Annotated in this window: 23 protein-coding genes; 11 read left to right on the top strand and 12 right to left on the bottom strand. The window is 40.8% G+C overall.

Annotation, left to right across the window (positions count from 1 at the left end; all coding sequences use genetic code 11):
- Positions 1-5: 5 nt before the first annotated feature.
- Genes NA23_RS07675 through coaBC form a run of 6 tightly spaced genes read right to left on the bottom strand, consistent with a single transcriptional unit; the run spans position 6 to position 5,308 of the window.
- On the bottom strand, positions 6-1,046 hold the full coding sequence (locus NA23_RS07675; protein WP_033192095.1) for an AAA family ATPase: 1,041 nt from the start codon (positions 1,044-1,046) through the stop codon (positions 6-8).
- Positions 1,047-1,073: 27 nt separating this feature from the next.
- Complete coding sequence (locus NA23_RS07670; protein ID WP_052107207.1) at positions 1,074-1,787, bottom strand: SMC-Scp complex subunit ScpB; 714 nt, start codon at positions 1,785-1,787, stop codon at positions 1,074-1,076.
- Positions 1,765-2,451, bottom strand: coding sequence for a segregation and condensation protein A (locus NA23_RS07665; RefSeq protein ID WP_033192094.1), 687 nt, complete (start codon positions 2,449-2,451; stop codon positions 1,765-1,767). The genes NA23_RS07670 and NA23_RS07665 overlap by 23 nt, the downstream gene beginning before the upstream one ends.
- A gap of 9 nt (positions 2,452-2,460) precedes the next feature.
- Positions 2,461-3,066: a CBS domain-containing protein gene (locus tag NA23_RS07660; RefSeq protein ID WP_033192093.1), complete on the bottom strand. Its 606-nt coding sequence runs from the start codon at positions 3,064-3,066 to the stop codon at positions 2,461-2,463.
- Positions 3,067-3,113: 47 nt separating this feature from the next.
- On the bottom strand, positions 3,114-4,154 hold the full coding sequence (locus tag NA23_RS07655) for a PQQ-binding-like beta-propeller repeat protein (protein ID WP_033192092.1): 1,041 nt from the start codon (positions 4,152-4,154) through the stop codon (positions 3,114-3,116).
- Positions 4,133-5,308, bottom strand: coding sequence for a bifunctional phosphopantothenoylcysteine decarboxylase/phosphopantothenate--cysteine ligase CoaBC (gene coaBC, locus NA23_RS07650; protein ID WP_033192091.1), 1,176 nt, complete (start codon positions 5,306-5,308; stop codon positions 4,133-4,135). Before coaBC ends, NA23_RS07655 begins: the two co-directional genes overlap by 22 nt.
- 397 nt (positions 5,309-5,705) lie before the next feature.
- Between coaBC and NA23_RS07645 the strand changes: the two genes are divergently transcribed.
- The 8 genes from NA23_RS07645 (at position 5,706) to NA23_RS07610 (ending at position 14,457) form a co-directional block, all read left to right on the top strand.
- On the top strand, positions 5,706-6,824 hold the full coding sequence (locus tag NA23_RS07645) for an ABC transporter substrate-binding protein (protein WP_033192090.1): 1,119 nt from the start codon (positions 5,706-5,708) through the stop codon (positions 6,822-6,824).
- Positions 6,825-6,912: 88 nt separating this feature from the next.
- Complete coding sequence (locus NA23_RS07640) at positions 6,913-8,025, top strand: ABC transporter substrate-binding protein (protein WP_033192089.1); 1,113 nt, start codon at positions 6,913-6,915, stop codon at positions 8,023-8,025.
- Between the two features lie 114 nt (positions 8,026-8,139).
- Positions 8,140-9,003: a branched-chain amino acid ABC transporter permease gene (locus tag NA23_RS07635; RefSeq protein ID WP_052107290.1), complete on the top strand. Its 864-nt coding sequence runs from the start codon at positions 8,140-8,142 to the stop codon at positions 9,001-9,003.
- Positions 9,004-9,027: 24 nt separating this feature from the next.
- Positions 9,028-10,095: a branched-chain amino acid ABC transporter permease gene (locus NA23_RS07630; protein WP_033192088.1), complete on the top strand. Its 1,068-nt coding sequence runs from the start codon at positions 9,028-9,030 to the stop codon at positions 10,093-10,095.
- Positions 10,092-10,979 (top strand): ABC transporter ATP-binding protein, encoded by an 888-nt coding sequence (locus tag NA23_RS07625; RefSeq protein ID WP_236938345.1) that lies wholly within the window; start codon positions 10,092-10,094, stop codon positions 10,977-10,979. The genes NA23_RS07630 and NA23_RS07625 overlap by 4 nt, the downstream gene beginning before the upstream one ends.
- Positions 10,966-11,676, top strand: a complete 711-nt coding sequence (locus NA23_RS07620) for an ABC transporter ATP-binding protein (RefSeq protein ID WP_033192087.1) — start codon at positions 10,966-10,968, stop codon at positions 11,674-11,676. Before NA23_RS07625 ends, NA23_RS07620 begins: the two co-directional genes overlap by 14 nt.
- Positions 11,677-11,929: 253 nt before the next feature.
- Positions 11,930-12,544, top strand: a complete 615-nt coding sequence (locus NA23_RS07615) for a 4Fe-4S cluster-binding domain-containing protein (protein ID WP_052107206.1) — start codon at positions 11,930-11,932, stop codon at positions 12,542-12,544.
- A complete protein-coding gene (locus NA23_RS07610) occupies positions 12,532-14,457 on the top strand; it encodes an anaerobic ribonucleoside-triphosphate reductase (protein WP_033192086.1) in 1,926 nt (641 codons plus the stop codon). Before NA23_RS07615 ends, NA23_RS07610 begins: the two co-directional genes overlap by 13 nt.
- Positions 14,458-14,518: 61 nt before the next feature.
- On the opposite strand, the gene mutS is transcribed toward NA23_RS07610, so the two are convergent.
- Positions 14,519-16,951, bottom strand: a complete 2,433-nt coding sequence (gene mutS, locus NA23_RS07605) for a DNA mismatch repair protein MutS (protein ID WP_033192695.1) — start codon at positions 16,949-16,951, stop codon at positions 14,519-14,521.
- A 112-nt stretch (positions 16,952-17,063) separates the two neighbouring features.
- Entirely contained in the window at positions 17,064-17,765 is a 702-nt protein-coding gene (gene tsaB / locus NA23_RS07600) for a tRNA (adenosine(37)-N6)-threonylcarbamoyltransferase complex dimerization subunit type 1 TsaB (protein ID WP_033192085.1), read from the bottom strand.
- Positions 17,766-17,961: 196 nt separating this feature from the next.
- On the opposite strand from tsaB, the gene NA23_RS07595 reads away from it, so the two are divergent.
- A complete protein-coding gene (locus NA23_RS07595; RefSeq protein WP_084384126.1) occupies positions 17,962-19,197 on the top strand; it encodes a glycerate kinase type-2 family protein in 1,236 nt (411 codons plus the stop codon).
- A 62-nt stretch (positions 19,198-19,259) separates the two neighbouring features.
- Here NA23_RS07595 and NA23_RS07590 read toward each other — a convergent pair whose 3' ends face one another.
- Together NA23_RS07590 and NA23_RS07585 are read right to left on the bottom strand one after the other, a co-directional pair.
- On the bottom strand, positions 19,260-19,565 hold the full coding sequence (locus tag NA23_RS07590; protein WP_052107205.1) for a cupin domain-containing protein: 306 nt from the start codon (positions 19,563-19,565) through the stop codon (positions 19,260-19,262).
- Between the two features lie 27 nt (positions 19,566-19,592).
- Positions 19,593-20,912, bottom strand: coding sequence for a DUF438 domain-containing protein (locus tag NA23_RS07585; RefSeq protein WP_033192084.1), 1,320 nt, complete (start codon positions 20,910-20,912; stop codon positions 19,593-19,595).
- A gap of 271 nt (positions 20,913-21,183) precedes the next feature.
- Between NA23_RS07585 and NA23_RS07580 the strand changes: the two genes are divergently transcribed.
- The gene (locus NA23_RS07580) at positions 21,184-22,749 is read left to right on the top strand and encodes a hypothetical protein (RefSeq protein ID WP_033192083.1); all 1,566 of its coding nucleotides are present in this window, start codon (positions 21,184-21,186) and stop codon (positions 22,747-22,749) included.
- Positions 22,750-22,942: 193 nt separating this feature from the next.
- Positions 22,943-23,455 (top strand): hypothetical protein, encoded by a 513-nt coding sequence (locus tag NA23_RS07575; protein WP_033192082.1) that lies wholly within the window; start codon positions 22,943-22,945, stop codon positions 23,453-23,455.
- Positions 23,456-23,521: 66 nt separating this feature from the next.
- Here the strand turns inward: NA23_RS07575 and galE are convergent, their stop codons facing one another.
- Together galE and NA23_RS07565 are read right to left on the bottom strand one after the other, a co-directional pair.
- Positions 23,522-24,559, bottom strand: coding sequence for a UDP-glucose 4-epimerase GalE (gene galE / locus NA23_RS07570; RefSeq protein WP_249477010.1), 1,038 nt, complete (start codon positions 24,557-24,559; stop codon positions 23,522-23,524).
- A 28-nt stretch (positions 24,560-24,587) separates the two neighbouring features.
- Complete coding sequence (locus tag NA23_RS07565; RefSeq protein ID WP_033192080.1) at positions 24,588-26,999, bottom strand: ATP-binding protein; 2,412 nt, start codon at positions 26,997-26,999, stop codon at positions 24,588-24,590.
- Between the last annotated feature and the right edge of the window lies 1 nt (position 27,000).

The raw sequence follows: 27,000 nt of genomic DNA, 5'->3' as shown, positions 1-27,000 counted from the left end.
AGTTTTCAGTTGTTCGATTGTGAGACTAACTTTCTAAGCAGTTTATCAGAGAACTCGCCTTTCAGTCCTGGCAAATTCGATAGGTTAACCAACATTCTAATGAATGCCTCGAACGAATCTTTTGGTACGACGTTGGAGAGTCTTATAAGGTTCAGGGCGATAGTTTCCACATTGTTTGAGAGTTTCTCCAATTCCTTATCATCGACTGTTGTCAGGTAATCCACCAAGCGAATTAGTAGGCCGTTTGCTTGGTGGATGTCTAAAGATTCTGGAATCTTACCTTCTATGAGTATCTCCGATGGAGTGTTGAGTTGGCCTGTAATGGTTTTGTCAATGAACACCTTTGCTGCTTCTGGTCCCACGATACCGCTTGCAAGGATGTAGAGATATTCTTTTTTGTCGTCTTCAGACATAAGCGATAGCACTCTGCTCAGTTTGTGCCAGCTTCTTGGACTGGGCTTAATAGACGCTTTGAGTGATACAGTTTCGTGAACGGAAAGAAATTCCGGATATTTCGATATGAAGTCTATTACTTCCTCTTCTATGTGGTTTTTCTTCGCCCATTCGACCCATTCATTTGGATCAGGATGGATCTCAAGAATGAAGAACCTGCTCAGAAATGCTGGGTCTGTAATGAGCTCGACTTGGTCGTAGTTTTCGTCTGGTGGATTCATGGAAGCCATTATCCATGTGCCATCCGGGAGGATGTGGTTGTGTATTCTTTTGTCAACAAGAAGTTGCATAATGGCGTTTCTGATGCTTCTATGTGCGCGGTTTATCTCATCCAAAAGGATTATGGTGTTCCCATCCTCTGGCCACCAGTCTGGAGCCAGAAATCTTGTCTTGTTCTCATCCCTTGCAGGCAGACCAATCAAATCGCCCGGCTCCATTTGTGAAAGAACGAGTATGATTAGTTTTCTTTGTGTTTCTTGAGCGATTTCCCGTGCTATATCGGTCTTTCCCACGCCAAAATGACCAATCAACAGGGGAATTTCCCCTGCCTCCATTATTTTCTTTGATAGATACTTTGCTTCACGGACTGTCAAAATTTCCACCTTCTTTTAGCACGTATTTTATTCTTCAGGAGGGATTTCTATTTCTTCTTTTCGGATGACCTCAAATGCATCGCTGTGAAAATCTTTTGATTCATCACTGTTAGAAGTATCTTGCTGGATTTGTTGCGTATCTTGTGATTGTATGGTTTCGGGGGTTTCAAAGAGCATTTTGCCTATGCTTTCAAATGAAGCTCCGCCGGCTTGCCTTACCAACTCTTCGATCATGCTTTCATCTTTGAATGTATCTGTTAGGCTATAAACAAACGTTCGACCGAGTTTTCTTCTTTTGATAACTCCGGAGACGAGTAGCTGTTTTATCAAGTTGGAGGAATCTTTACCACGCATGCTATCGATCTCAAGTTTGGTTGCTTGTCTTCGAACGGCTAGGAATACTGCAATCTCAAGTTGAGCAGGTGACAGGCTACCAAGATTTCTTCTTTTGGCTACTTTTGACACTACATCGGCAAACTTCGATTTCGTGTAGAATCGATAGTAATCTTCTATCTGTTTTAGTTCGATGCCATGTTCGTCTGAATCGTACTTTTTCTTAAGATAAGTGATGATTTTATCAAGTTCCTCGTCGGGGATGTCAGTTAATTCGGCGAGAGTCGCTTTAGATACGCCTCTTGAAGCAAAGATAATAGCTTCAACAAGCGATATCTTATCAGGTTGCAAGGTTTTTGTGGATTCATCCACTAAATCACTTAATTCACGCTCGAATGCCCGAGACATCTGGCCTCACCACTTTTCTCAAAACAAGGTCATCATCTATTATGTATCTTTCGAATCTGATTAATTCCAGAACAGCTAAGAACTTCACGATGATTTCGTATTTGGACGAGCTGTCCCTAAGGATTTCCAATAAATTAACGACATCGTATTTTTCCTCGATTTCTTCCATGATACGTTCCAATGAATAGTTTTCCTTCTTTATGATATACACTTTCTGCTTAACTTCGACTTCTTGGAGTGCGGCTTTGACGATTTTGACCAATTTCTTCTCATCAACTTTTGGGAACGAATACGGTACCTTAACAGGGTATTGATCTGCAGAGCTTTTGGTCATAATCTCTTCGGTAAGCTCTTTGAGCCTTGCATATTCTTCGATGCGTTTTATGAGCAACTCTCTTTTGTATTCATACTCTTTCTTTTCTTTCTCACTCATTGGTAACAAGCTTTTCGATTTCAGTTCGAGAAGATAAGCAGCTGTCGCGATGAATTCGGATGTAACGTTGAGGTTGAGTTCCTCCATCTGGTTGACATAATACAAAAACTCATCCGCCAGTTGTGATATCGACAACTGACGGATGTCTATTTTTTTCTTTTGCACTAGATAAAGGAGTAAATCAAGCGGTCCTTCAAACTCGAGTTGCTCAAGTTTAAAAAGTAGCTCCATGTTCGATTATCAGAAGAAACCTTCTTCCTCCACTATGGATTCGTATGCAATTTCGTAAATCTCAAGAATACCTGCAACGCTTTCCGCATCCTTGCTATCAACTTTTATCGAGACCAGCCTTGATTCACCATCTTTGATTGTCAAAATCGACAGAATGTTAATCTTGTTATTTGCAAGCACGTCGATGACCTTCTTAAGCTCACCAGGTTTGTCTGGTAGTGTGAGGTTGATTCTTATACCATGCTCATCCATTGCTGCCATTTCGGTCATTGCCTCGAGGACTTCTTGAATGGTTAGTACTCCTATTACTTCACTGTTTGAATTCACAACGGGTAGTATTGTTTCTTTGTTCTCGATCAGCATCATGGCGGCTTCTTCAATTGTTGAGTCTTCAACTATGTAAAAGTCTGGGAATACAACGTACGGACCCACTTTTTCTTCCATTTCAACTTCTTTAATTACAGACTTGTGGAGCAAGCCGTCAAATTTACCATCTTCATCGATCACTATACAGTAGTCGCATGAGTGTTTCCTCATTTCATGAAGTGCCTCTGCTATCGTTTGTGTGTTTTTTACCTTTGGAAAGAATGTGTTAACCCATCTCACTGCCTTCATTTTTTATACCTCCCTTTTGGTTTTCTTTACTGTGAGTTGGTAAATTTTTAGAAATAGTAGTAATACACTTCTCCGCTGTCTGAACAGTAAACAGCAAACGATGTTGTTGAAGCCCCAATCTTGAAGACCTCAAGTGGATAGTCACCTGTATCGAGTACCATAATATCCTTGCCATTTGTTGTTACCATGACCTTATTGTAAGGTGCACTTAATACCACGATGTAGTTACCTATCTTTGAAACTTGCGTTGGTGTATAAGGTACTTGGAACGAGTTCATTACGGCATCGTCTTTCAGTACGTATACAGTCGAATTTGACATTGATGAAATGTAATATTGCCCAGTATCTTTGTCGTAATGAGCACTTGATATGTACGCTGCGAGCTTTGTTGTTTTACCAGTTGCTAGGTTGTAGACCTTTCCTCCCCTTGTATCAACAAGCAAATCATTTGCAAGAATAGACGGGGTTGTCAATCCAGTCTTCACTGGTTGTTCTCCGAGAAATTCCACATCGTAGTTATCATTCCAGAGGTAGGTTGCTAAAAGTTGCCCTCTCCACAGAAACAGATAAGCAGGAGAACCAGTAAATGACTTTTTGAATATCTGGTTCAGGTTCTTATCAAAAGCGTAGACCGTTCCTCCTTCAAGAAGCACGTATATTTTATCACCATCGAAAAGGCTGCTTTGTATCCTTCTATCAAACTTTGCATTAGAAATCAATTCTCCGCTGAGTGCCATTCTGGAAAGATTCGGACCTGTGCGATCCACAACAATGTAGCTATCTTTTAAATCGTATACAGCAATTACAAAATTTCCGATGTAGTTATAAAAACCAAGAATTTGCTTGCTTGAAAGCTCGTAAAGTGCCATTTTTCTACTGAATGGATCAATGAAAATAACGTCACCGTTGGTTCGATAATTTCTAAATGAGTACTTGATACCAACGTAAACTTTTTCGACTACTAAACTGAATGCTGTACCTGAGAAGATCAATGATAGTAGGACAATAAAAGCGAGCACAAGAACTTTAATACTTTTAGATGTTTGGCGTTGTGGCTTTCTCAACTTCATTTCTCTAATAGCTCGCATACCCTTTTCAACAACTCCTTTGCTACTTCTTCTTTTTTGCCCTCGATCACTACCGTAGGCTTATCTTTAAAAATTAAATACACTTGATTTTCATCACTTCCCATGGCTCTTCTTGCATCATTTGCAACAATAACATCGGCTTCCTTTTTCAAAAGTTTTTCATACGCATTGTCAACGATGTTCTGCGTTTCAGCGGCGAATCCGACAACTATTTGCCCCGGTTGTTTGTTATGACCTAAGAAATCCAATATGTCTGGTGTCTTTGAAAGTTCCAGTACCAGCTTGTCCTGAGTCTTCTTAATCTTTTCTTGTGAGCTTTGGGTGGGTGTGTAGTCTGCGACAGCGGCGCACATTATTAGTATATCATATTCTCTGTATTTTTCCAAAACAGCTTCGAACATATCTTTTGCACTTTCGACACGAATATATGAATCAATAAAATAAGGAACCTCCAAGCAAGTAGGACCAGATATTAGGCATACTTCGGCCCCGAGTCTTTTGGCTACTTTTGCTATTGAGTACCCCATCTTACCACTTGAATGGTTTGAGATGTACCTTACAGGGTCGATAGCTTCCCTTGTAGGACCTGCTGTAATCAATACCTTTTTACCGGAGAGGGGTTTTTCTTCGGAGAGTATTTTTACAAATTCGATGATTTTCTCATTCTCGGGATACCGACCTTTCCCCACTTCACCACAGGCAAGGTGCCCAGCTTCTGGTTCCAACACCTTCCAGCCATGTTCTTTTAATTTCTCAATGTTCTCCAGTGTTACCTGATTTTCATACATTCGTGTGTTCATTGTTGGAACAACTACTTTGTTGGATTTGTTAAATGCGAGCGCCGTTGTTGTTAACAGATTATCGGCAAACCCATGTGCCAATTTTGCAATAGTATTCGCTGTTGCAGGTGCGATAAGTAAAACATCTGCCCACTTTGAAACTTCCGTATGGATGATCCAACCTTGTTCGATTTCGTAAGTGTCAGTGAAAACTTCACAGTTGCCAACTGATGAAAAAACGATGGGACTTATGAGTTTTGTTGCATGCTCTGTCATTATCACTTTCAAATTCCATCCTTCTTTTCTTATCTTACTCGCCAAGTCTACAGCTTTGTAGATGGCTATACCAGACGAAACACCAAGTAATATATTCATCGCTGCTCACCTCTTAGATCGACTTTCTTTTTTGAATTTAAAGCACCCTTGTTTCAATTATACCACCTGGAAAGGACTTCTTTATCATAGGATACTTTTTCTCAAATAAAGCATAAAGAAGTTCACTTTGCAAGAGTAACGTTGTTATTTTAGATTTCGTATCTCTGATTTTCTTGAAAAATAATACTTTTTCATAGAAAAAGTTGTCCATAAGTTTATTTTATCTTATTTCTTAGCATTATGCATTATTGCAATAAAATTAGCTTGACTTAAAACCGTACTTTGTGTTAAAATACAAACAAAAAAGTTAAGTCTGTTACTTTTCCATACGTTCAATATTGGAAGAAGTGGTTTTTCTTCCAAATTTTTCTAAATCTTTTCAAGGGAGGGGTTAGGTATGAGGAAGTTCGGAAAACTTTTGGTGGTCGCTCTTCTACTCAGTTCACTTAGTATTTTCGCCGTTATCAAGATAGGTGCGCTCTTACCACTTACCGGTGGTGTATCGGCTTTTGGTGACTTGGTCAAGAAAGGTATCGAGCTTGCTCACGAGGAGAAAGGAACAGTTCTTGGAGAGAAGATAGAAGTTGTATACATGGATACGCGTAGCGAGAAGACGGAAGCGGCAAACGGTATCGCAAGGTTAATAGATAAGGAAGGCGTCGTTGCTGTTATAGGTGAAGTCATCAGTGGTAACTCTATTGCTGCTGGTGAAATTGCGGAAAAGAAAAAGGTCCCAATGGTTAGTCCATCGTCTACAAATCCGCTCGTGACACAAGGTAAGAAATTTGTCTCAAGAGTTTGTTTCATTGACCCACTCCAAGGAACTGCACTCGCAGAGTTTGCCGTTAAGACGTTAAAAATTAAAAAAGCAACGGTATTTACTGATGTTGAACAAGACTACAGCGTTGGACTTTCGAATTACTTTATAGAAAGATTCAAAAAATATGGTGGTCAGGTCCTCCAAGTTCAGTACAAATCAGGTGACCAGGAGTTCAGCGCACAACTTTCACAAGCTCTTGCGTTTGGAAGCGAGGCCATAGTTGTCACCGGATACTACAATGAGATAGCACTCGTCGCACAGCAAGCGAGGTCTCTGGGATACAAAGGTTACATACTTGCGGGCGATGGTGCGGATGCGCCAGAATTGATAAAAATTGGAGGTCAGGCTGTAGAAGGAATGTACTTCTCTGACCACTACCATCCGGATGCACCGATTACTCCAGTTTCAAAGAAGTTTGTGGATGCTTTTGTGAAGAAATACGGCGTGAAGCCATCTACACTTTCTGCTCTTGGATACGACGCATACATGCTTGTTGTTGAAGCAATTGAAAGGGCAAAGACAACAAAGCCAGAACTCATAGCTACCGCTATCAGATCGATCAAGAATTTCCAAGGGGCAACAGGTGTCATTTCGATTGACCAGAATGGAAATGCCACGAAAGATGTTGTCATTCTAACAGTCAAAAATCAGCAATTTGCATTTGCTGCTAAGATATCTGCAAGCGATCTGAAATAATTTAACAGTGGTATGAAAAATATGGGGGGACTTCCCCCCCATTTTTAGGTAAAAAGTCTCAAAATCTTTATAAATGGAGGTGTGGTGTATGAGGAAGCTACTTAGCTTTATTGTGCTTCTGCTTGCCCTCAGTATCTTTGCAGAGATTAAGATTGGTGTATTGTTACCGCTGACCGGCGGTATTTCTGCTTTCGGAGACTGGACTAAAAAAGGTATAGAACTTGCACACAAGCAAAAAGGTACTGCTCTTGGCGAAAAGATAACACTTGTGTACGCTGATACAAGAAGTGAAAAAACAGAAGCGGCAAACGCCATGGCTAGGTTGATTGATAAGGAAAAGGTTGTTGCAGTTATTGGAGAGATAGCAAGTAGCAACTCAATGGCTGCAGCCGAAATTGCGGAAGCAAGGAAAGTTCCGCAAGTTGCAGTTACTTCGACTAACCCACTTGTCACTCAGGGCAAGAAATTTGTTTCAAGGGTCTGCTTTATCGACCCGCTACAGGGAACTGCGCTCGCAGAGTTCGCAGCAAAGAATTTAAAAGCTAAGAAGGTCACCATATTTGTGGATATAGAGCAAGATTATAGTGTGGGTTTGACTAATTACTTCACAGAAAGATTTGAAAAGAAATACAAAGGACAAGTACTGAAAGTTCAATACAAATCAGGTGACCAGGAGTTCAGCGCGCAGATTTCTCAGGCAATAGCTTTTGGAAGTGATGTCATCATGATGACTGGATACTACAACGAGATTGCTTTAATAGCCCAGCAGGCACGTTCTATGGGATACAAGGGATATTTCATCGCAGGTGACGGTGCGGATGCTCCGGAACTTGTAAAAATTGGTGGCAAGGCTGTAGAGGGGCTTTACTTCACAACTCACTATGTTCCCGAAGCTGCCACAACGAAGCTCGCAAAAGATTTCGTTGAAGCTTTCAAAAAACAGTACGGAACTATGCCGGCAATGAATGCAGCGCTCGGGTACGATGCCTATATGCTTATTGTTGATGCAATTGAACGTGCAAAATCTAAAGACCCTGTGAAGATAAACACAGCCATAAGATCAACAAAAGGGTTCCAAGGAGTCAGCGGAACAATCACAATCGATGAGAATGGAAATGCTATAAAAGACGTAATCATAGTCAAGGTTCAGAATGGACAGTTCAAGTACGAAACAAGGATAGAGCCGAAAGATTTGCAGTAGTTAGAAAAATCCCCTGCCCCGCTTAAAGTGGGGCAGGGCTTAATTTGGCTTAAGGAGGTGCTTGAATTGACTATAAACCTAACGATTTTCATTCAAAACTTATTCAATGGTCTTATGGTCGGTGGGCTGTACGCACTCATAGCTGTTGGTTACACGATGGTCTACGGTATATTGAGATTGATAAATTTCGCCTTTGGTGACATCATGGTTATGGGCATTTACTTTGCTTACTACGGTGCAACACTGATAAGGCTGAGTTTTCCGCTTGCTGTTACTGTTTCTCTTGGAGCAACGGCGATTTTGGGTGTGCTTATCGATAGACTGGCTTATAAGCCACTGAGAAATTCTCCAAGGATTTCAGCACTGATAACGGCAATAGGTGTTTCGTTTTTTATCGAAAGCTTCGCTGTTGTTTTCTTTGGACCTAACTACAAGGCCTTCTTGGAAGCTCTTCAGAACAAGACTATTGCGTTTGAATCGTTTGTAATTGGTAACGTGTATCTACCAAAGATTATCTTCATCATACTTGGCATAACAGCTGTTGCTCTATTTGTGCTTTTCCTGATAGTTTATAAAACTAAAATGGGAATGGCCATGCGCGCAATATCGGTTGATATACCTACGACATCTTTGATGGGTGTCAATGTCGATAATGTTATAGGTTTTACGTTTGCCATATCTTCTGCTCTTGCGGCTCTTGCTGGGGTTATGTGGGCATTGAGGTATCCGAGCTTTTATCCTTACACAGGCTTTGTCCCCGGTTTGAAGGCTTTTGTTGCAGCAGTTCTTGGTGGGATTGGCTCTATCGGTGGTGCAGTGCTTGGTGGAATACTGCTTGGTGTGATCGAGATGATGATAATCACATTCTTCCCGACGGTTATGCAATACAAAGATGCTTTTGCTTTCATTATTCTGATTCTGATACTTCTTGTCAGGCCAGCAGGTCTTCTCGGTAAACGCGCTGTGGAAAAAGTTTGATGCACTAAAGTTGGGGTGAGAGAGATGAGAAACCGAACGAAAAGAGATTTGATTTTGACTGTTCTGTTCTTAATAGTGGTTATTATTCTGCTGGCGATTGCGGATGCGAGCTTTGATTCATATAAAAAGCAAATTCTCTCTTTGATGGCCATATACGGAATCATGGCTGTTAGCTTGAACCTGGTCAACGGGATTACCGGTGTGTTCTCACTGGGTCATGCAGGTTTTATACTGCTTGGTGCGTATACTTCCGCGCTTTTGACAATTCCACCTGACCAAAAAGCAATGATATTCATTATAGCTCCACCGAGCCCGTTAATTGCTAATTTGCACACAGATTTCTTTACAGCCACGATTGTTGGAGGGCTTGTTGCTGCCTTTGGAGCTTTTATTATCGGATTTCCAGTTCTAAGACTTTCTGGTGATTACCTTGCTATCGCTTCACTTGGCTTTTCCGAAGTGCTCAGAATCCTTGCACTCAACTTACAATCGATCACAAACGGTTCACTCGGATTAAAGGGTTTACCTAACTACACAAACATTTGGTGGAGCTGGGGTTGGCTCTTTGTGACGATACTTTTCATCGTGAGCCTTGTGAAAAGCTCGTACGGTCGGGCATTTTTGGCAATAAGAGACAATGCAATTGCAGCTGAAGCAATGGGAATTAATGTCTTTAAACACACGTTGTTGTCATTAGTCATAAGCGGGTTTTTTGCAGGTGTTAGCGGTGCACTCTATGCGCACTGGCTTACGACAATTGATCCGAGAATCACGACATTCGGTCCAATACTCACTTACTACGTGCTTATCATGGTTGTTCTTGGTGGGCTCGGAAGTATAAGCGGATCAGTTGTTGGTGCGATAATCTTTGCGTTTTTGATGGAGTGGCTCAGAGCTTTCGAACAGCCGTTCACACTTTTTGGAAGGTCTTTTCCAGCTATCCAAGGTATGAGGATGCTTGTGTTGTCTGTGCTCTTTGTCGTGACGATGATCGTATGGAAGAGGGGAATTTTTGGCAGAAGCGAACTCACTTGGGAAGGTATAATCAACTTCTTCAAGCGCCTCGGCTTGAGAAGGAGTGGTGAAAAATGAACAATACATTAATGCAAGAAAAGAGATTGAACAACGAAAAAAACAGGCGTGTAATTCTAAAGATGGACCATGTTACAATGCAGTTCGGTGGATTGACGGCTGTAGACGATTTTGACAACGTCGTCTACGAGGGTGAGATCCTTGGCATCATAGGTCCAAACGGTGCTGGTAAGACTACGGCGTTCAACGTTATCACTGGGATTTACTACCCAACAAAGGGTAGGATAATCTTTGATGACATAGACATCACACCGTACAAACCTCACCAAATTACGCATCTTGGTATAGCAAGAACGTTTCAAAACATAAGGCTCTTTGGGACGTTAACAGTTCTTGACAATGTGCTTGTAGCTATGCACCATTTGCTCTCTACAAGGGACGCAGACGAGATTCTGAAAAAACATGGTAAAGATCCTAAGATCAAGGGACACCTTTGGTTCTGGAGAGCTGTGACGAAGGTAGGGTACAGAAAAAAAGAGCTCGAGATGCGCGATATAGGTATGGAGCTTTTAAGAAAAGTGGGCTTGGACCATCTGGCATACGAGATTGCCTCGTCACTTCCATACGGTCAGCAAAGGAAATTAGAAATTGCAAGGGCGTTAGCTACAGAACCCCAATTGTTGCTCTTGGATGAACCAGCAGCTGGTATGAATCCAAAAGAGTCGGAAGAATTGATGGAATTTATTCGATACATAAGGGATGAGTTCAAATTGACAGTGGTTCTGATTGAACACGATATGAAAGTTGTTATGGGCGTGTGTGAAAGGATAATCGTTATGGATTCTGGAAAGATCATTGCTGAAGGAACACCTCAGGAGATAAGTAGAAACCCGAGAGTTATAGAAGCTTACTTGGGTAAGGAGTGGGAACATGCCGGTGCTTGAAGTTGAGGGGCTCCATGTATTTTACGGTTCAATCCACGCTATCAAAGGTATTTCTTTTAAGGTGGAACAGGGACAGATAGTGACACTCATCGGCGCAAACGGTGCGGGGAAAACTACCACGCTTTCCACAATTGCAGGTTTGGTGAAATCAAGAAGGGGAAGAATCATCTTCAATGGTAAAGAAGTCCAAAACCAACCTCCACACCAGATAAACAGGATGGGGGTATGTCTTGTTCCAGAGGGAAGAAGGATCTTTCCCAACCTGACTGTTATGGAAAACCTCATGATGGGTGCTTTCAATAGAAAAGACAAAGATGGAATCAAACAAGATCTGGAATGGGTTTTTACACTTTTCCCAAGGCTTGCTGAAAGGAAAAATCAGCTCGGTGGAACACTTTCTGGTGGTGAACAGCAGATGCTGGCCATCTCTAGAGCTCTTATGAGCAGGCCAAAGGTGCTCATGATGGATGAGCCTTCGCTTGGCCTTGCTCCGATACTTGTGGAAGAGGTTTTTGAAATTATCAAGAAGTTGAATTCAGAAGGGATGACTATACTACTTGTGGAACAAAATGCTGTTGGTGCACTGAACATATCGCACTACGGATACGTCTTGGAAACAGGTAATATCGTTCTTGAAGGCCCAGCAAAAGATCTGCTCAAGGATGAACAGGTAAAAAAGGCGTACCTGGGATTGTAATTCTATCCGTTGATAACTAATTGTTGTTGTCGAAATAATGTTAATACAATATCTTGGGTGGGATTTTGAATTTTCCCACCCTTTTTTCTTGACAATCTGGCATCAGATGTGATACTATATATTGTGTAATAATATGGAAATTCTACGATATAATGTGTTTTATCGACCTTTGTAGCCTCTTGCTTCGGTGTATATTTCTACTTTCCGAACTCATGTACTGTGTTTAATGTTTGTACTAAACTGGGGGGTTTTTATGGAACAAAAGGGTCAAGTTGCTGAACTATTCAGCTCACTGATGTTTGATGAACCGCTTCTACGTGTTTTACGTGTAATGCAAGGCGACCATCCGAGCCTTCCTTCCGTTAGTGTTTACTTCCAGGGGTGCGATGCGTTCCCGAAATGTTTGGGGTGTCATAATCCTGAGACATGGGAGTTTGACGAAAGGTTTGCTATCGACTTCAGGCACCTTGTTGAACACACTATAGCTAAGCTTAGGTTGCTTTTGAGTACGTACGATAAAGTTGCACTCGTATTGCTCGGCGGAGAACCTTTGTCTGTGCGAAACAGAAGGTTTGCGTATATGCTTGCAAAGACGGTCAAAGAGATTTTTCAAGAGCAAGTGGTTGTACTTGTCTATTCTTGGAGAAGTCCGAAGGATTTGTTAGAGCTTGACATACCTTTGGATTACTTCGACGAGTACGTACTTGGGCGGTATATGAAAAAGTATCATCGTGACGGTTTTCCTGCATCGGCAAATCAAATGTATCTCACAAAAGAAGAACTTTTCAAGATCTTGGAAATCTTGAAAAACAAGAGCAAAGTACAAAAAGTAGACATAAAAAAGGGGGACGTGCTATGCAACTGTTGAGAGATGTGCTTAAATCGTTCAGTTTTTCTGATGATTTTATTGAAGAAATATCAAGCATTCCAGAACCATTTTTGGATTTAGAAGGTATCAGCTGGCAGCTTGATGTAGCAAAGTTCACAGAGCACTTTTTCAACAGCGGAATTCTGAATTCTACGATAGATGCAAATGCAAATGTGAGGAGTACAAACGTCTACACGTACTTCAACGAGGTTGTAAAACCTTGGTCGAAGCTGTACTCCATCTACTACATTTACGAACGAATGAAGTCACTCTTTGGTTTGGAAGATGCGAAGAAGTTCCTTAGATTCCAAATGTACGGAGATATTTACCTGCACGATGCTCATCATGCCGCATTCGAGCCGTATTGTTACGCTTATTCCTTGCGACCAATTGTGGAAAAGGGATTATTTTTCATCGATAGTATAAAATCAATCCCGGCAAAACATCTTTCTTCTTACATCCAGCACGTGATACAATTTGTCATGTTTGCATCCAACCAGCAATCAGGTGCCGTTGGTTTGCCGGATTTCTTTGTGTGGCTTGCTTATTTTTACAGAAAAGATTTGGAAAGTGGAGTAATACCAAAAGGTAAGGCAAAGGAATACCTGCACCAGCACTTCCAGATTTTCACCTACTCGATTAACCAGCCGATAAGAGGCACTCAGTCTCCTTACACGAACTTCACATATCTGGATAGGAACTACATCAAAACGATTTTCGAAGGAGAAAGTTATCCAGATGGTTCGGCTATCACAGACTACGTTGAGCAGATAATAGAATTGCAGAAAGAATACTGGCTGTGGATATCTCAAGAAAGAGAAAAGCAGATGTTCACGTTCCCGGTTTTAACAGCATCTTTGCTGTACAAAGATGGTAAGTTTGTTGATGAAGACAGTGCGAGGTTTATAAACAAAGTCAACCTAAGATGGCAAGATACGAACTGGTACGTCTCTGATAGCATTGATGCGGTGGCTTCTTGCTGCAGGCTCACGAGTTCTACAAAGGAACTGAAGTTTAAGATGGGACCTGATAAGCTGTCTGGTATGGTGAACTCCATCGGTGGCTCGGACTTGAACATCGGTTCTTTCAAGGTAGTGACGATAAACCTGCCAAGGATCGCACTTGAAATAGGGAATAAGGAAGGTTTTATCAAAAGGCTTGCCGAGAAAGTAGAACTCGTCCAGAAAGTTTTGGCAGCTATCAGAAACATAATTCAAGAAAGAATCCAGCAGGGCGTACTGCCGCTTTATAGCTTGGGACTGATGGATCTAAACAGGCAGTACGGAACGGTTGGTATAAACGGACTGTACGAGGCGATGGAATTGCTCGGTTTGACGATGGTGGACATCGACGGGGTGAAATATACACAAGAAGGGGAAGAATTTGTAAACGCAGTACTTGACGAAATCAGAAGGATGAACGATATAGCTTTTGAAAAGTACGGGTTCACGTTCAATATAGAACAGGTGCCTGCTGAGAAAGCGGCGGTTACCTTTGCTCAAAAAGATAGACTCCTTTACAACACAGAGTATGTGCTTTATTCCAACCAATGGCTCCCACTCACAACAGACACGGACATGCTAAACAGGATAAAATACTCAGGCATGTTTGATAAGAAAGTCTCAGGCGGGGCGATACTGCATATAAACGTAGATTCACCGTTTAGAACGGAAGAAGAAGCATGGAAGATGGTCCATTTGGTTGCAAATATGGGTGTTGTGTATTTTGCATTTAATCAAAAGATAAGCGTATGTGAAGAAGGCCATGCGTTCTATGGTGAACAATGCCCCGTATGTGGGAAGAAAAAGGCGGATGAATACTTGAGGATAGTGGGATACCTTGTGCCCGTGAGTTCGTTCAACAGCGTTAGAAGAAAAGAAGAATACCCAAAGCGGGTATTCTACAAAGCTTGAACAATCCCCATCCCCCTTTGCTCTGCTTTTTGGAGAGCAAAGAAAGACATTAGAATATTGCTCAAAACATTCTCAACTGTCCCTCGGGGACAGTTTTTTTCGTTGATTTTATTTTCTTCATCTGTCCTTCTTTTAGTATTCCAACTTTCTTTTCTATATCGCTCTTTTCTACTATGATGTCGAGAATCTCCTTTGCTCTTTCAACGATGCTCTGTGGTAAACCGGCGATAGCTGCAACTTCTATACCATAGCTTCTATCAGCCACACCTTCCACCACTTTGTGAAGGAAGATGACACCATCGGCTGTTTCTTTGACCTGGATGGTCAGGTTCTTGATGCCTGGGTACATGTCGGCAAGTTCAGTTAATTCTGTAAAATGAGTAGCAAAGACGGTTTTACATTTCAGTTCATTGTATATGTACTCACTTATCGCCCATGCGATGCTTATTCCATCAAACGTGCTTGTTCCTCTTCCAACTTCATCGAGTAAAACAAGACTTTTTTCCGTTGCTTTATTAAGTATTAAGGCAACTTCGCTCATTTCCGTTAAGAACGTACTTTTGCCGGTTGAAATATCGTCCCTCGCACCCATTCGAGTGAATATTCGGTCAAAGATGGGCAATTTTGCGAATGATGCAGGTACAAACGAACCTATTTGCGACATCAGGGTTATCAGGCCTATTTGCCTTATGTAAGTGCTCTTACCACTCATATTGGGACCCGTGAGTATGTACATTCTCAACTTATCGTCCATGTACGTGTCGTTAGGAACGAATTCATCAACGAACCTTTCCACTACTGGGTGTCTGCCTTGGAGGATTTCGAATTCTGCGTTTGAAAGGATTGGCCTGACGTAACTGTAAAGCCTGGCGAGGTACGCAAACGATGTATATATATCAATCCATGCAAGCGTTTCGGAAGTCTTTCTCAGCTCTTGCGCGTAGTTTTTCAGTTCTTCGCACAAGTTGTTGAAAATCAATTTCTCGAGTTCTTCCACTCGCTCTTTGGCTGCCAAAATCTTTTGCTCGAACTCTTTCAATTTTGGATTTGTGTAGCGCTCAGCGTTGACAAGTGTCTGGAGTCTTGTGTAATCTTCCGGTGCGTTTTTCGTTTGCCCTTTTGGAATTTCTATGTAATATCCAAAAACGTTGTTGAATCCGACTTTTAGTTTTTGAATTCCCGTTCTTAAGCGCTCTCTTTCCTCAAATTCTTTGAGCCTTTCGCTGGAATGATAAAGAAGTTCTCTGTATTCATCTAATTCTTTTGACACACCTTCGCGGATGATCTTGCCTTCTCCCAAATCCCCCTCTATCTCATCGTTTATTGTACTTTGAATCTTTTCTTTGACTATATTCAAATCCGGGAGTTGTTCAACGAGCGTCATCAAATTTTCGTTGCTTTCCAGCGCTTCCCGAATGGGTTGGATAACTTCCAGTGTGTTTTTCAGGCTTATCAAGTCCTTTGGCTTTGCACTGTCGTACTGCAGTCTGTTGATTATCCGTTCCAAGTCGTACACACCGTCTAAATACTCTCTAATTTCGTTTGTGAGCAGAGAATCTTCAAAGAAGGCACTTACCATATCGTGCCTTCTTTCTATCGCCTTTTTGTCCTTGAGTGGATGGAGGATTATCCACTTTAATAGCCTTGCACCCATCGGAGTTTTTGTCTTATTGAGAACATCGAAGAGATTCTTACCTCGTTCTCCCGGAACGAGGGAGAGGTTTTCAATTGTTGTAGAGTCAAGAATCATGTATGTTGATTCATCGAGTATCCTTGGAACTTTCATTTTCGCTGGCTTATTCAAAGTATAGCTCAGGTATTTTATTGTTGCACCGAGCGGGTAGTGTGCTTCACCGAGCTCGAAGTGTTCTATCGTTGCAAGTCCGTAGGCCTGCTTGAGCGCATCGATTGTTCCCGTGTAGTACCAGTCGTCGAGTCGGTCTACGAATATTTTAATTCTGGACTTTATCTTCGGATAAAGACTTTCCGGACAGATGATTTGAGAAATCTCGTGTGTTTCAACAAAGTCAAACAACTCTTCGAGATTGTCGAATTTTTTTACCACAACGTCACCGGTTGAAGAGTCAGCAAGGACAGTGTAGACTTCCCCTGATTTTGTTTCATATACTGAAGCCATGTAATTATTGCTTGTTGTCAAAAGCTCATCTTCGATTATTGTTCCGGGAGTTATTACACGTGTTACCTCGCGTTTCACAATACCTTTTGCTGTTGCTGGATCTTCCATCTGCTCGCAAATAGCAACCTTGTAGCCGCTATCTACAAGTCTCTTCAAGTAATTATCGAGCGCATGGTATGGGATGCCCGCCATTGGAGCATCCTGACGTTTGGTGAGAACGATGTTGAGCACCTTGGATACAACAAGTGCGTCATCGAAGAAGGCTTCGTAAAAATCCCCGAGCCTGAAGAGCAGAATGGAATCTTGATATTTCTTCTTTATATCAAGATACTGCCTCATCATTGGTGTCAATTTCATATCTTTAAGATTAGAAAATAGCGCTTCATTTGATTCTTCTCTTACCGGCTTTTTCACGTTTCCCATGCTTTCCGGATGGTACGCCATTGAACCACCTCAAAACTTGTTATTTTTATTTTTCCTGAATTTGTTTTAGCTTTTTTTCGAAATTCAATTCAGCGATACTCTTTTGTAAATAGAGTGGTTCGATGTGTAGAGCATCCACAAAATTGCCGTTGGCTATCTCTTCGATTGTTAATAAGTACAGATTTCTTACGCTTGGAAAATTGTATTGGGAATACGTGGGTTGTTCAAATACGATGCCATAGTCTTTAAAATATTCCGCACCATCGCCAAGCAAAAGTAGCTGGTTATAGCTTTTAAATCTTTCCCTTACCACATCTATGGACTCGATAAAGGGTTCAACAAGCGTATGCAGTTTTCCATTTTCGGCATGGTAAAGCCCTGCGTAAAGGTAACCCTCCCTTGCCTTTCTCACGACTCCAATATAGCCGTTGGAGGCAAGTGCGTTCATTGCTATAAGTTTCAACGAACTTATTCGAACAAATCTCTTCCCGATTCCCAATCCGAGTGCAAAGGATATGCCAACTCGAAGACCTGTCAAGCCACCAGGTCCAATACCTACACCTATCACATCAAGTGAGTTGAAATCGACTTCCTTCAACTTTTCAACAACTTGTGATACCTGGATACCGTGCTTTGCTTTGGTTTCTAATTCGATCATTATCTTTTTCTCACTATCAAAATAGCAAGCAACAACACGCGGTGATGAAGTGTCAAGCGAAAAAACTTTTAAATTACTGGAGTTTTCCAAACCGTATACCTCCTGGAATAGATAATGTTGTCTATTGATTTATTTTATCACATCAAAGGAGTAAATTCTACAAGTTTTGAAGGATTACTGCAGGCACTTTTAATTGCGAATTGATAATTGATAACGGTATAATAAAAATAGTTAGAGAGGGGTGAATTCGTTGATCGTAATTCAGAAATTAAGAACGGACATTGAGATGATAATTGAAAGAGTCAGAAAATCTGTAGTTCCAGACAATACGGTGAAGGATTGGCTTACTAAGAACATCGAAAAACTCCAAAATAGAAAAGGCAAACTCATTGTGGTATCAATTGGAAAAGCAGCTTGGCGAATGGCGAAGGCCGCAAAGGAAGTTTTGAAAGACGAGATCGAAAGAGGCATAATTATAACTAAATACGGTCATTCGGAAGGGAATATAGAAGGCTTTGAAATCTATGAGGCAGGCCACCCAATACCTGATGAAAACACCTTAAATGCAACGAAAAGAGCGCTTGAACTCACGGAAAATTTAACACAGAACGATGTAGTGCTCTTTCTTGTTTCAGGCGGTGGTTCTGCACTTTTTGAAATGCCAGTGGATGGTATCAGTCTTAAAGATATCCAGAAATTGAACGAAGCGTTGCTAAAAAGTGGTGCGAATATAGTGGAGATAAATACCGTTCGGAAACACCTTTCAAAAGTCAAAGGTGGAAGGTTTGCTCAGCACGTTCATCCTGCGAAAGTTATCTCACTTGTTCTGTCCGATGTGCTTGGCGATAGGTTGGACAGCATTGCTTCAGGTCCTGCTTATCCGGACAACACAACTTCGCAGCAAGCATTGGAAGTGCTGGAAAGGTACAAGATCACTACAAGCGAAAGTATTCTAAACGCACTTAAACAGGAAACGCCAAAAGAATTATCGAACGTAGAAACTTACATCATAGGCAGCGTGAAAGTAGCTTGCGACACTGCTCAAAATGTAGCAAAAGAACTTGGTTACAACACGCTTATCTTAACAACGGTTCTTGATTGTGAAGCAAAAGAAGCTGGTAGGTTCTTAGGTTCGATAGCTAAAGAGATAAAAGAAAATGATAGGCCTGTTAGAAAGCCCGCAGCTGTGATACTTGGTGGGGAAACTATCGTTAGAGTTAAAGGCACTGGAAAAGGTGGAAGAAATCAGGAATTGGCACTTTCCTTTGCTCTTTCCATCGATGGTTTGAGCGATGTTGTCCTTTGCAGCTTTGGAACGGATGGCACCGATGGACCAACCGATGCTGCTGGGGGAATCGTCGACGGTCAAACGGTGCAAAGAATAAAACAAGTTGGCTACCGCGCTGAAAGCTTCTTAGAAAACAACGATTCATACAACGCACTCAAGATCGCTGGAGACCTTCTAATCACAGGTCCAACAGGCACGAATGTCAACGATTTGATCGTGTTGATTGTTGGTTAGAAAAAACAAAGGTCGGCCGCACGGCCGACCTTTTATTTAGAAAATTCAGTCAAAAAGAATGCTCACTTAATCTTGACCACCAGCACCTTCGCCACTCCGTCGCCCACGTTTTCGACACTGTGCAAAATATTCTGTGGAAATTCGATTAGGGAATCTTGTTCGAGTTCATACGAATGATCCCCTACCTCTACCCTAACCTTCCCAAATATGACGAAAAGAAGTGCGAATTCCTTTGAAGAGTGCTTTTCAAGTTTCCCACCAGGCTGGAGTGTAATCTGTGCGACAATAGCTTTCTTGGATTCGTAGAACCTTCGCGCATCGATGGGACCTTGCATTAAGTTCGGGGTATCGGATACTCTGTAGACCATTGCGTTTACCTCCCTTTGATATGATAATCATTCCTCGTCGTATATCCTCTTTTCACCGGTGATTTGTTGTATCGGGGCGATGTCTTGGGTTACTTCAAGGGTTCCGAGGTATTCTCCCTTTTCGTTTCTAACAGCAAAGTACCTTATCAAAACGTACTTGTCACCGAGTTTTATCCAAAAATCGGCGTGATCACGTTTGCCTGATTTGAAGTCCCGCAATATCTTTTCCACGATGTGCACGCTTTTTGGAGGATGACAGTTTTGAACTTTTCTACCGATTATATCACGTGTTCTCAAGAATATCCTCTCTTTTCCTTCACTGAAATATTTCACCTGATCGTTCCTATCAACAAAAGTAATATCGACAGGCAAAGTGTTGAGCATGTATTGTAATTCTTCAATCTCAAACTCGCCAGAGGGAAGCTTTATCTTTTGCTTTTCCGCACTTTCATCGATAACACTCATTTGAACGAGCAAACTTTTCAATTCCCTATAAGCGTTCAGCAACTTTTCAATTTGCGTTGAACCAGTGGAACTTTCCGAGATTGGTTGGGCCGAAGAGTTTTCTTCAACTTTATTAGTTTGCTCTTTTTGTCTCTCACTTTTGAATGGTTCAGGAAAGTAGCAGCAATATCCGATTTCATCGAATGTTTTTCGGATTTGTTTGAATTCTTCTTCACTAACAAGATTAAGAGCGGTTGGGAAAAGTATGTGATTTTCCTTATGAACATGCAACATAAACATTTCAAGCAAATCTGTTGCGAGCTTTAAACCAACCGTCTTCAGAGCTTCAACATCGCGATTTTCGACGATTTCCGTGATTTGCTTAATCATGGAGCGCATTGTATCGTGCTCAGACCACATAACTTTTGGTGGTTGTTCGACACCGTATTTTTCTACGTATGGAAATATACCGTATTCTTGCTTTTGGAAGTGAAGCTCGATACCTTTCATCTCATTAACGACACTTGAAATACTTACGAACGTTTCAAACGAAGGAGAATTCACCGCCGATTCAACAAGATCTTTCAGTCGCTTTAGCATACCAAGAATTTTCTCGTGTTCCTTCATTGAGATGAATACAGGATGCCATGGTTCGACGGGAGGTTCTTCGTTCAGAAACTCTTCCATTAGCTCAAGGTGGATGTCGCAGATCTCCCTAATTCTTTCGACAGTGATCCCGTCTTCTCTTGAGAGTTCATTTTCAACGATAGCGATTTCTACAGGTTTTAGTTCTTTTATAACTGATTTAATCTCGCTTTTCAGTCTCTCAACTTCTTGTGGATTTCGGTCCGCTCGCCTGATGAGGTTCTTCAAGTATTCCCTCTTGTTGAAAATTTCCGCCATATCGAACACCTCCATATGAAGATCGCCGTAATTAGTTTTACCTAATTATACTGTATCAAAGGTTCGAAGTATTGTCCGTAACATAGGTTACGTAATATTCCCTTTTTCGAGGATTAAGGTTTCTGATTGAGAAGATGTGGGACGAATTCTTTATTTAGCGCGAATTTGAATAAGATAAGTATCTTTGATTTTGGATAGAGCCTGTGTTACAATAATTTCGTAGGAGATATGAGCGAGAGAAAACTATTCTTTTACAGGAAGGGGGGCAAGTATGCTAAAAAGATTCACTTTTGTCGGTATGCTTGTTTTTATTGTGCTTGGCATAGCTTTGTTGACAAGCTGTACTCTCTTTGGTCCTGAACCACTACCAAATCAACCTGTCAACGATAGTACCAAGCTCGAGCCAAACGATCCGAGGTATGTAGCGGATTTACTTGCGGACGATGAACTTGAAAGTATATTGGATGAACTCCAGCAAGTTGTTCCATCCAGCACGTTTCAAGCTTTTACAAAGAGCTTAAATGGTTTCAAGCTTTTGGAAGACGAAGAGTTTGATCCGTCAGAGATTTTGAACATTTTAGAAAAACACAAAACGTACATCGAAAAGATAGAAAAATTCCTTGATGAAGGTGCAAGAAGATTTTACACACATCCGGACAGGCAAAAGTACATAGTAGAGATTCAAGGAGAGAGAAAGGACAAAATCGTTGCGCTTGCAAAGAAGATAAAACCAGAGATTACTGAACCTGACAAGCTGTACATGGATTTCAGGGATTTTTCCGTTGCTTATAACGCACTTTCATCGCTTTATCATAGTTACCAATCAGCACTTCAAGCAGAGGAATTAGTAGAAGCATGGAGAAATGTCATGAGAAGTTCCCAGAATCAATTTAAAAGCCCTATTATAATTGATGAAGCTGAGAATAATCTTTACTATTTCCTTATGGGGATACTTATAGAAGATTTTGACGGAATAAAGGAACACTTCGGCAAATTAACAGCAATTGCAAATCCAAAAGATCTTTTGAACATGGCAGATATTTTTGTGGAGGAACCGTTCAAAATAACAAGAGTCAACAAGACGTTAGATGCTCTTAAATGGTCTGTTATGAGTTTCCTTGAAATCGGTGATTTTGAGAACAACACAAGTATCGTAGATGACAAAGGTTTCAGAAAGGATGGAAAAGAAACAATAGTTACACTCTTTGTGAAAGCTGCAGGAAGTGAAAAATGCTTCATAGCAAAAGAGGCACTTAATCAGCCTGTAGATTTGGGTGGGTTTAAGCTGAATGGAAACGTGCCGCAGAAAGTAAAGGATGTACTTGTTGAATTCAACAAAGCTTTACCGAATGCTGGGGTCATTGAGTTTACGAACGACGCAACAACTACTTTTGAAAACAGCAAAGGTAAAAGTGAATATAGTTACAAAGTGATAGTTACTTTAGATTTCAGAAAATTGTACAAAGATTCCATTGACTTGCGTGATAACAACATCGGTATTAGAAAAGCTTTTGTGGACACGGTGTTTAAGGACAAGCAGTCCTACGAGAATTTCAAAAAGTTATTTACAGGAGAACGTGAACCAACAATTGATGATGTTAGACTTATTGTCAATAACCTGCCGTTTATTTATATCAGTGAAGACTTGGCTAATAATCCTGAGTTCGCTTTGAAATTCCAACTAAACAACAACGGAAACTTGAATGACCCAATGATAAAGATTGAGCTCAGAGTAAAGGCGATGTTTACGGAAGTTATTCCTTCAGCTTTTAAGAGAGAGATAACAAGGTACATGATAAGAGAAAAGCTCAAGGAGTTAATTGAGCAGAAGAAATAATCACTACTGCTCTCATAACGGCAAGAAAAAAGGGCAGGCCGAGTAGGCTTGCTCTTTTTTTATTTTCTAAGCAAGTTCTCAGCAAATTTAAAGTACTTTCTAAGGTTATACGAGTAGAATACTATTGCAACTCACCGAAAAGGTGAGAACGAAAAAAGGTTAAAACTAAAAAACTTTGAGGAGGTTGGTAAGTATGAAAAAGTTCTTGGTAGTTTTGGCAGCGGGAGTTCTTTTGGCAGGTAGTATTTTTGCATTTGGTCCCATGAACGCTCAAAGATTCGGTTATCAAGCTGCAGCAAACACTCAAACATCGCAGCAGGTTGCTCAAGCCGTTCAGCAGAGACTTCACAGAAATTTACCGGCAGATGCTTCTTTGAGTGCAACGCAGACGTTTAAAGGTACTGTAAAGGAGTACTCACTCGATTTAAACAACGGATTTGTTTTCAAAGTTCAAGTTGGTGACACGGTCTACGATGTCCATGCAGGACCTATATTTAGACTTCTTCAACTCAAACAAGGGCAGTCTATTGAGATTGTAGGAAGAATTGTAACAACTAGTTCAGATAAGTTCATCGTTGCGGAAAAGGTGACCGTTGATGGGAAGTCGTTTGATTTAGCAAGCTTGAGAGGGCCAAAAGGACAAGTGAATCTCAGAAGAACTGCTCAGGTCAGAAATCCAGCTTTAGCCAAGGGATACAGAAGGTAATTATCAATATAATTCAACCAAAAAGGCTTCGGTCGACCCGAAGCCTTTTTTATACTTCCAAATGAATTATTCATTGCAGAATTCCTTCCTCAACTTTCTGTGCCAATTCCAAGCAGTGGCTATTATCCCATCAAGGTCGTACTTTGGCTCCCAGTTCAGTATCTTTCTTGCCTTTTCATTATCGGCTATCAAGTAAGCTGGGTCCCCTGGTCTTCTACCGGTTTCTTCGACTCTGAAATCAACCTTCGTGATTTCTTTGGCTTTTTCGATAACTTCTCTCACCGAATATCCTGAACCACTACCAAGGTTGAAATAGTCGGTTTTGTTTTCGCTCATTAGATATTCGAGACCTTTTATATGTGCATCCGCTAAGTCGTTAACGTGCACAAAATCTCTGATGCAGGTGCCGTCTTTGGTTTTGTAGTCTGTACCGAATATTTTTACGCTTTCTCTAACTTTGCAAGCTGCGTCGAGGATCAAAGGAATGAGGTGTGTTTCTGGCTCGTGTGCTTCGCCAATTTCGAGCGATTCGTCAGCTCCTGCGGCGTTAAAGTATCTAAAGCGTATGCTTTTCAAAGCGTAAGCACTATCGTAATCCTCTAAGATTTGTTCGACCATGTATTTGCTTCTTCCATATGGATTAATCGGCGCTTTTGGGTCGTCTTCTTTTATCGGTATTCGCTCTGGCATGCCGTACACCGCAGCGGTCGATGAGAAGACAAAGTATTTTATGTTGTGCTTCAGCATGGCGTTGAGCAAGGTGATTGTGTTTGAGACGTTGTTTATGTAGTATTTATTCGGATCTTTCACAGACTCCCCAACTTCTATGTACGCACAAAAATGCATTACTGCATCGACTTTGTAGTGTGTGAATATCAAGTCGAGCAAGGTTGCATCTGCGATATCACCTAAGATGAACTCTCCGTACTTTGCAAAGCTTCGGTATCCGTGAGAAAGGTTGTCCAAGATAATTACTTCATATCCTCTTTCTTTCAGCATCTTGCAAACGTGCGAACCGATGTATCCTGCCCCACCAGCAACTAAGATAGCCATATCTTCCCTTCCTTTCTTTTCTCTTTGTAGGTCCACGTCTAATTTTAGCATACCGTAAAGAAGAAATGAACAGTTATGATTAATGAACGATCTCATCAAGATTGATTATATCAATGCCGAGTCTTTCACCTAAGTCAACTATTTCATCTTTTGCTGTGAAATACAAAAATTGCCATCCTTGGTTTGAAAGTTCTACAAGTTTTTGGATTTGTTTTAGAAGGCGTTTTTTGTCGTATTTTACAAATGGATCGTCAAGGATGAAGAATGCCTTTTGCCCGTTTTCTTTGCCAAAAAGATGTTCAGCAAGAGCAAGTCGAATGGCAAAGTAGAGCTGGTCGTATGTGCCTGCGGAGAGTTGTTCTGGTGTGAATTCTTGACCATCTGCACTTCTGACTTTGATGTATTCGTCGGTTTTGTTTTTACCATACACCACATCGATGTATTTTCCGTCCGTTATCTCAGTGAAGATCTTTATTAAATTGCTTTGTTTGAATAAATTTGAAATGCTTTCTCTCTCCTCTTCCTCGATTTTTCGCAGTATTTCAAGTGCAGTTTTCTCGATGTTTTGTCGTTTTGTTAATTCGTCGATAAACTCTCGAAGTTCATTTCTGAGTTTGATCAGGTCAGATTTGTATACAACGTCGGGCACTTCATCAAAGATTTCATCTAGCAGTTTTGATTCTTTTGCTTTGGCAAAAATGAATTTCATCAATTCTTGCAACTGTCTTTCTTTGTTTCTTAGGTCCTCCAACTGTTTTTGGAGCTTTTCAATTTCGTGCATTATTTTTTCTTCGTATTCTTCGAATTCAGCTAATTGTTTCAACTCTTCGCTTTCTTCTTTTGTTCGGTCTTTACTCATTAGCTCCATGTATTTAACAAGCGTATCCTTTATTTTCGCAAGTTCACCGGCAATTTCTGGCCCACATGGTTCCGGTAAATCTTTAGGAAGGCCGTCCAGCTTGACACCGTAGGTTTTTATCTTTGTAAGAATTTGTGATTTTAAGGCTTGGTATGTTCCTTCAAGTTTTGACCTCTCATTTAGTTTTTGTCTCAACCCTTCTGCTGAATTCACGGACAACAAGTTCTTAAGAGTCTCCAAATCTGTTTCGGCTCTTGAATGTTGTTCAGTTAAGTCTTTGAGCTGGTCTTCTAAATTGTCTATTTCTCGTTCGAACTCAGTTTTACGATTTCTTAATCCCGTTTCTTCTTCAATGGTCTTTTCGTAGTCCTTCATAGTGTTTAAACATTCGTTTTCGAGGGATTCGATATCTGTGAAAGTTGTTCGAAAAGTTATTTGCCCTTCCCTTAGGATTTCTTTCCGAAGTTGCTCGACAGCTCTAATTTGGTTGATTAGTTTGGAATAAAGTGCAAACAAAAAGAGTGTAGTTACAATACCAGCTGCTGTTATTACAGCTTTGAAGATGGTTCCTGATATTGTTAGAAAGAGTATTATGGCAAGAACAATTGCGGTGAAGGTCGAAGTTAGAAGTATGTTTTTGTTCTTGTATTTATTGCTCATTTCAGAGTTCTTGTATAGATATCCGTTGATTCTTTCTTTTATCTTTTCTGCGTTCTTGCTATTTTCACGTAACAAGGATATGTTATTTTCGATTCGCTCTATTTCTTTATTGATATTCTCTACTTTATCTTTAAGTTTCTGCTTTTCGTTAGTGACCTTGTCTATCTCGTCTTTTAACCATTCAATTTTATTCTCAAGTTCTACGTACTTTTGTAAATTTTCGTTTGTGTATGTCTTGTAGTTACTCAATTCATTTACCAACGACTCGAGCTTAGCTATGTCCTCTAAAAGCTCCTTGCACGTGGCAATTTGTTTTGACGTTTCTAAACTTTTTACCTTTGCTCTAAGTGCCTCGAGCTCCTTTTGCACCACTGCTATTTGTTCTTCGATTTCAAAATAGTCGCTTTTTTCAAGCTTCGGTAGTAAGTTGTCTATCTCTTCAATCAATTTATTTATCCTTTCGAAGTACTGTTTGTATTTTGCTTCCTTTTGGTCTTTAAACATACCTGATTCTGTGATGATACTGTTTTCAAGAATCTTAGATTTGATGGATTGGATCTTTGATATCTGGGAACCGACAAGTTTTTCAGAAACTTTGCTGTACACGTCTGGTTCTTTGTTCTTCTGAGAAAACTCGATGCTTAGGTCGCTGTTGCGGATGATGAATATATTTTTGAGTTCTTCGTGGGATAGTTCAAAGTGCTTCAGAAATTCCCCATTTTGCACACGAATTAATTTTTCTCCATCTTCAATGATGAGGTAACCGTCGGGATATTCCTCTACTCGTTCGATATTTTCGTAGATCCTATCTTTTGCCTCTTTCTTGCCAACGAGTATTTTGAGAATGGCCTCTATTGTTAATGTCTTGCCACTTTCGTTTTCACCGTAAAAGATCGTGAAATTATTCAACTTGACAAGTTTTGTAAACGACAAAGGTCCGTATTTTTTGATATGGAATTCTTTAATCCTCATA

Origin of the sequence: Fervidobacterium islandicum, from assembly GCF_000767275.3 — a bacterium.
GTDB lineage: Bacteria > Thermotogota > Thermotogae > Thermotogales > Fervidobacteriaceae > Fervidobacterium > Fervidobacterium islandicum.
Note: the sequence above shows the minus strand (reverse complement) of the source record. Positions and strands in the feature narration are given on the sequence as shown.

Coding starts and splice junctions, on each gene's coding strand:
- NA23_RS07670 (WP_052107207.1), bottom strand. CDS start 1,787: ATGTCTCGGGCATTCGAGCGTGAATTAAGTGATTTAGTGGATGAATCC.
- coaBC (WP_033192091.1), bottom strand. CDS start 5,308: ATGAATATATTACTTGGTGTTTCGTCTGGTATAGCCATCTACAAAGCT.
- NA23_RS07665 (WP_033192094.1), bottom strand. CDS start 2,451: ATGGAGCTACTTTTTAAACTTGAGCAACTCGAGTTTGAAGGACCGCTT.
- NA23_RS07660 (WP_033192093.1), bottom strand. CDS start 3,066: ATGAAGGCAGTGAGATGGGTTAACACATTCTTTCCAAAGGTAAAAAAC.
- NA23_RS07625 (WP_236938345.1), top strand. CDS start 10,092: ATGAACAATACATTAATGCAAGAAAAGAGATTGAACAACGAAAAAAAC.
- NA23_RS07610 (WP_033192086.1), top strand. CDS start 12,532: ATGCAACTGTTGAGAGATGTGCTTAAATCGTTCAGTTTTTCTGATGAT.
- NA23_RS07645 (WP_033192090.1), top strand. CDS start 5,706: ATGAGGAAGTTCGGAAAACTTTTGGTGGTCGCTCTTCTACTCAGTTCA.
- NA23_RS07595 (WP_084384126.1), top strand. CDS start 17,962: ATGATAATTGAAAGAGTCAGAAAATCTGTAGTTCCAGACAATACGGTG.
- mutS (WP_033192695.1), bottom strand. CDS start 16,951: ATGAAATTGACACCAATGATGAGGCAGTATCTTGATATAAAGAAGAAA.
- NA23_RS07635 (WP_052107290.1), top strand. CDS start 8,140: ATGGTCGGTGGGCTGTACGCACTCATAGCTGTTGGTTACACGATGGTC.
- NA23_RS07585 (WP_033192084.1), bottom strand. CDS start 20,912: ATGGCGGAAATTTTCAACAAGAGGGAATACTTGAAGAACCTCATCAGG.
- NA23_RS07565 (WP_033192080.1), bottom strand. CDS start 26,999: ATGAGGATTAAAGAATTCCATATCAAAAAATACGGACCTTTGTCGTTT.
- NA23_RS07615 (WP_052107206.1), top strand. CDS start 11,930: ATGGAACAAAAGGGTCAAGTTGCTGAACTATTCAGCTCACTGATGTTT.
- NA23_RS07575 (WP_033192082.1), top strand. CDS start 22,943: ATGAAAAAGTTCTTGGTAGTTTTGGCAGCGGGAGTTCTTTTGGCAGGT.
- NA23_RS07620 (WP_033192087.1), top strand. CDS start 10,966: ATGCCGGTGCTTGAAGTTGAGGGGCTCCATGTATTTTACGGTTCAATC.
- NA23_RS07580 (WP_033192083.1), top strand. CDS start 21,184: ATGCTAAAAAGATTCACTTTTGTCGGTATGCTTGTTTTTATTGTGCTT.
- galE (WP_249477010.1), bottom strand. CDS start 24,559: ATGCTAAAATTAGACGTGGACCTACAAAGAGAAAAGAAAGGAAGGGAA.
- NA23_RS07640 (WP_033192089.1), top strand. CDS start 6,913: ATGAGGAAGCTACTTAGCTTTATTGTGCTTCTGCTTGCCCTCAGTATC.
- NA23_RS07630 (WP_033192088.1), top strand. CDS start 9,028: ATGAGAAACCGAACGAAAAGAGATTTGATTTTGACTGTTCTGTTCTTA.
- NA23_RS07590 (WP_052107205.1), bottom strand. CDS start 19,565: ATGGTCTACAGAGTATCCGATACCCCGAACTTAATGCAAGGTCCCATC.
- NA23_RS07655 (WP_033192092.1), bottom strand. CDS start 4,154: ATGCGAGCTATTAGAGAAATGAAGTTGAGAAAGCCACAACGCCAAACA.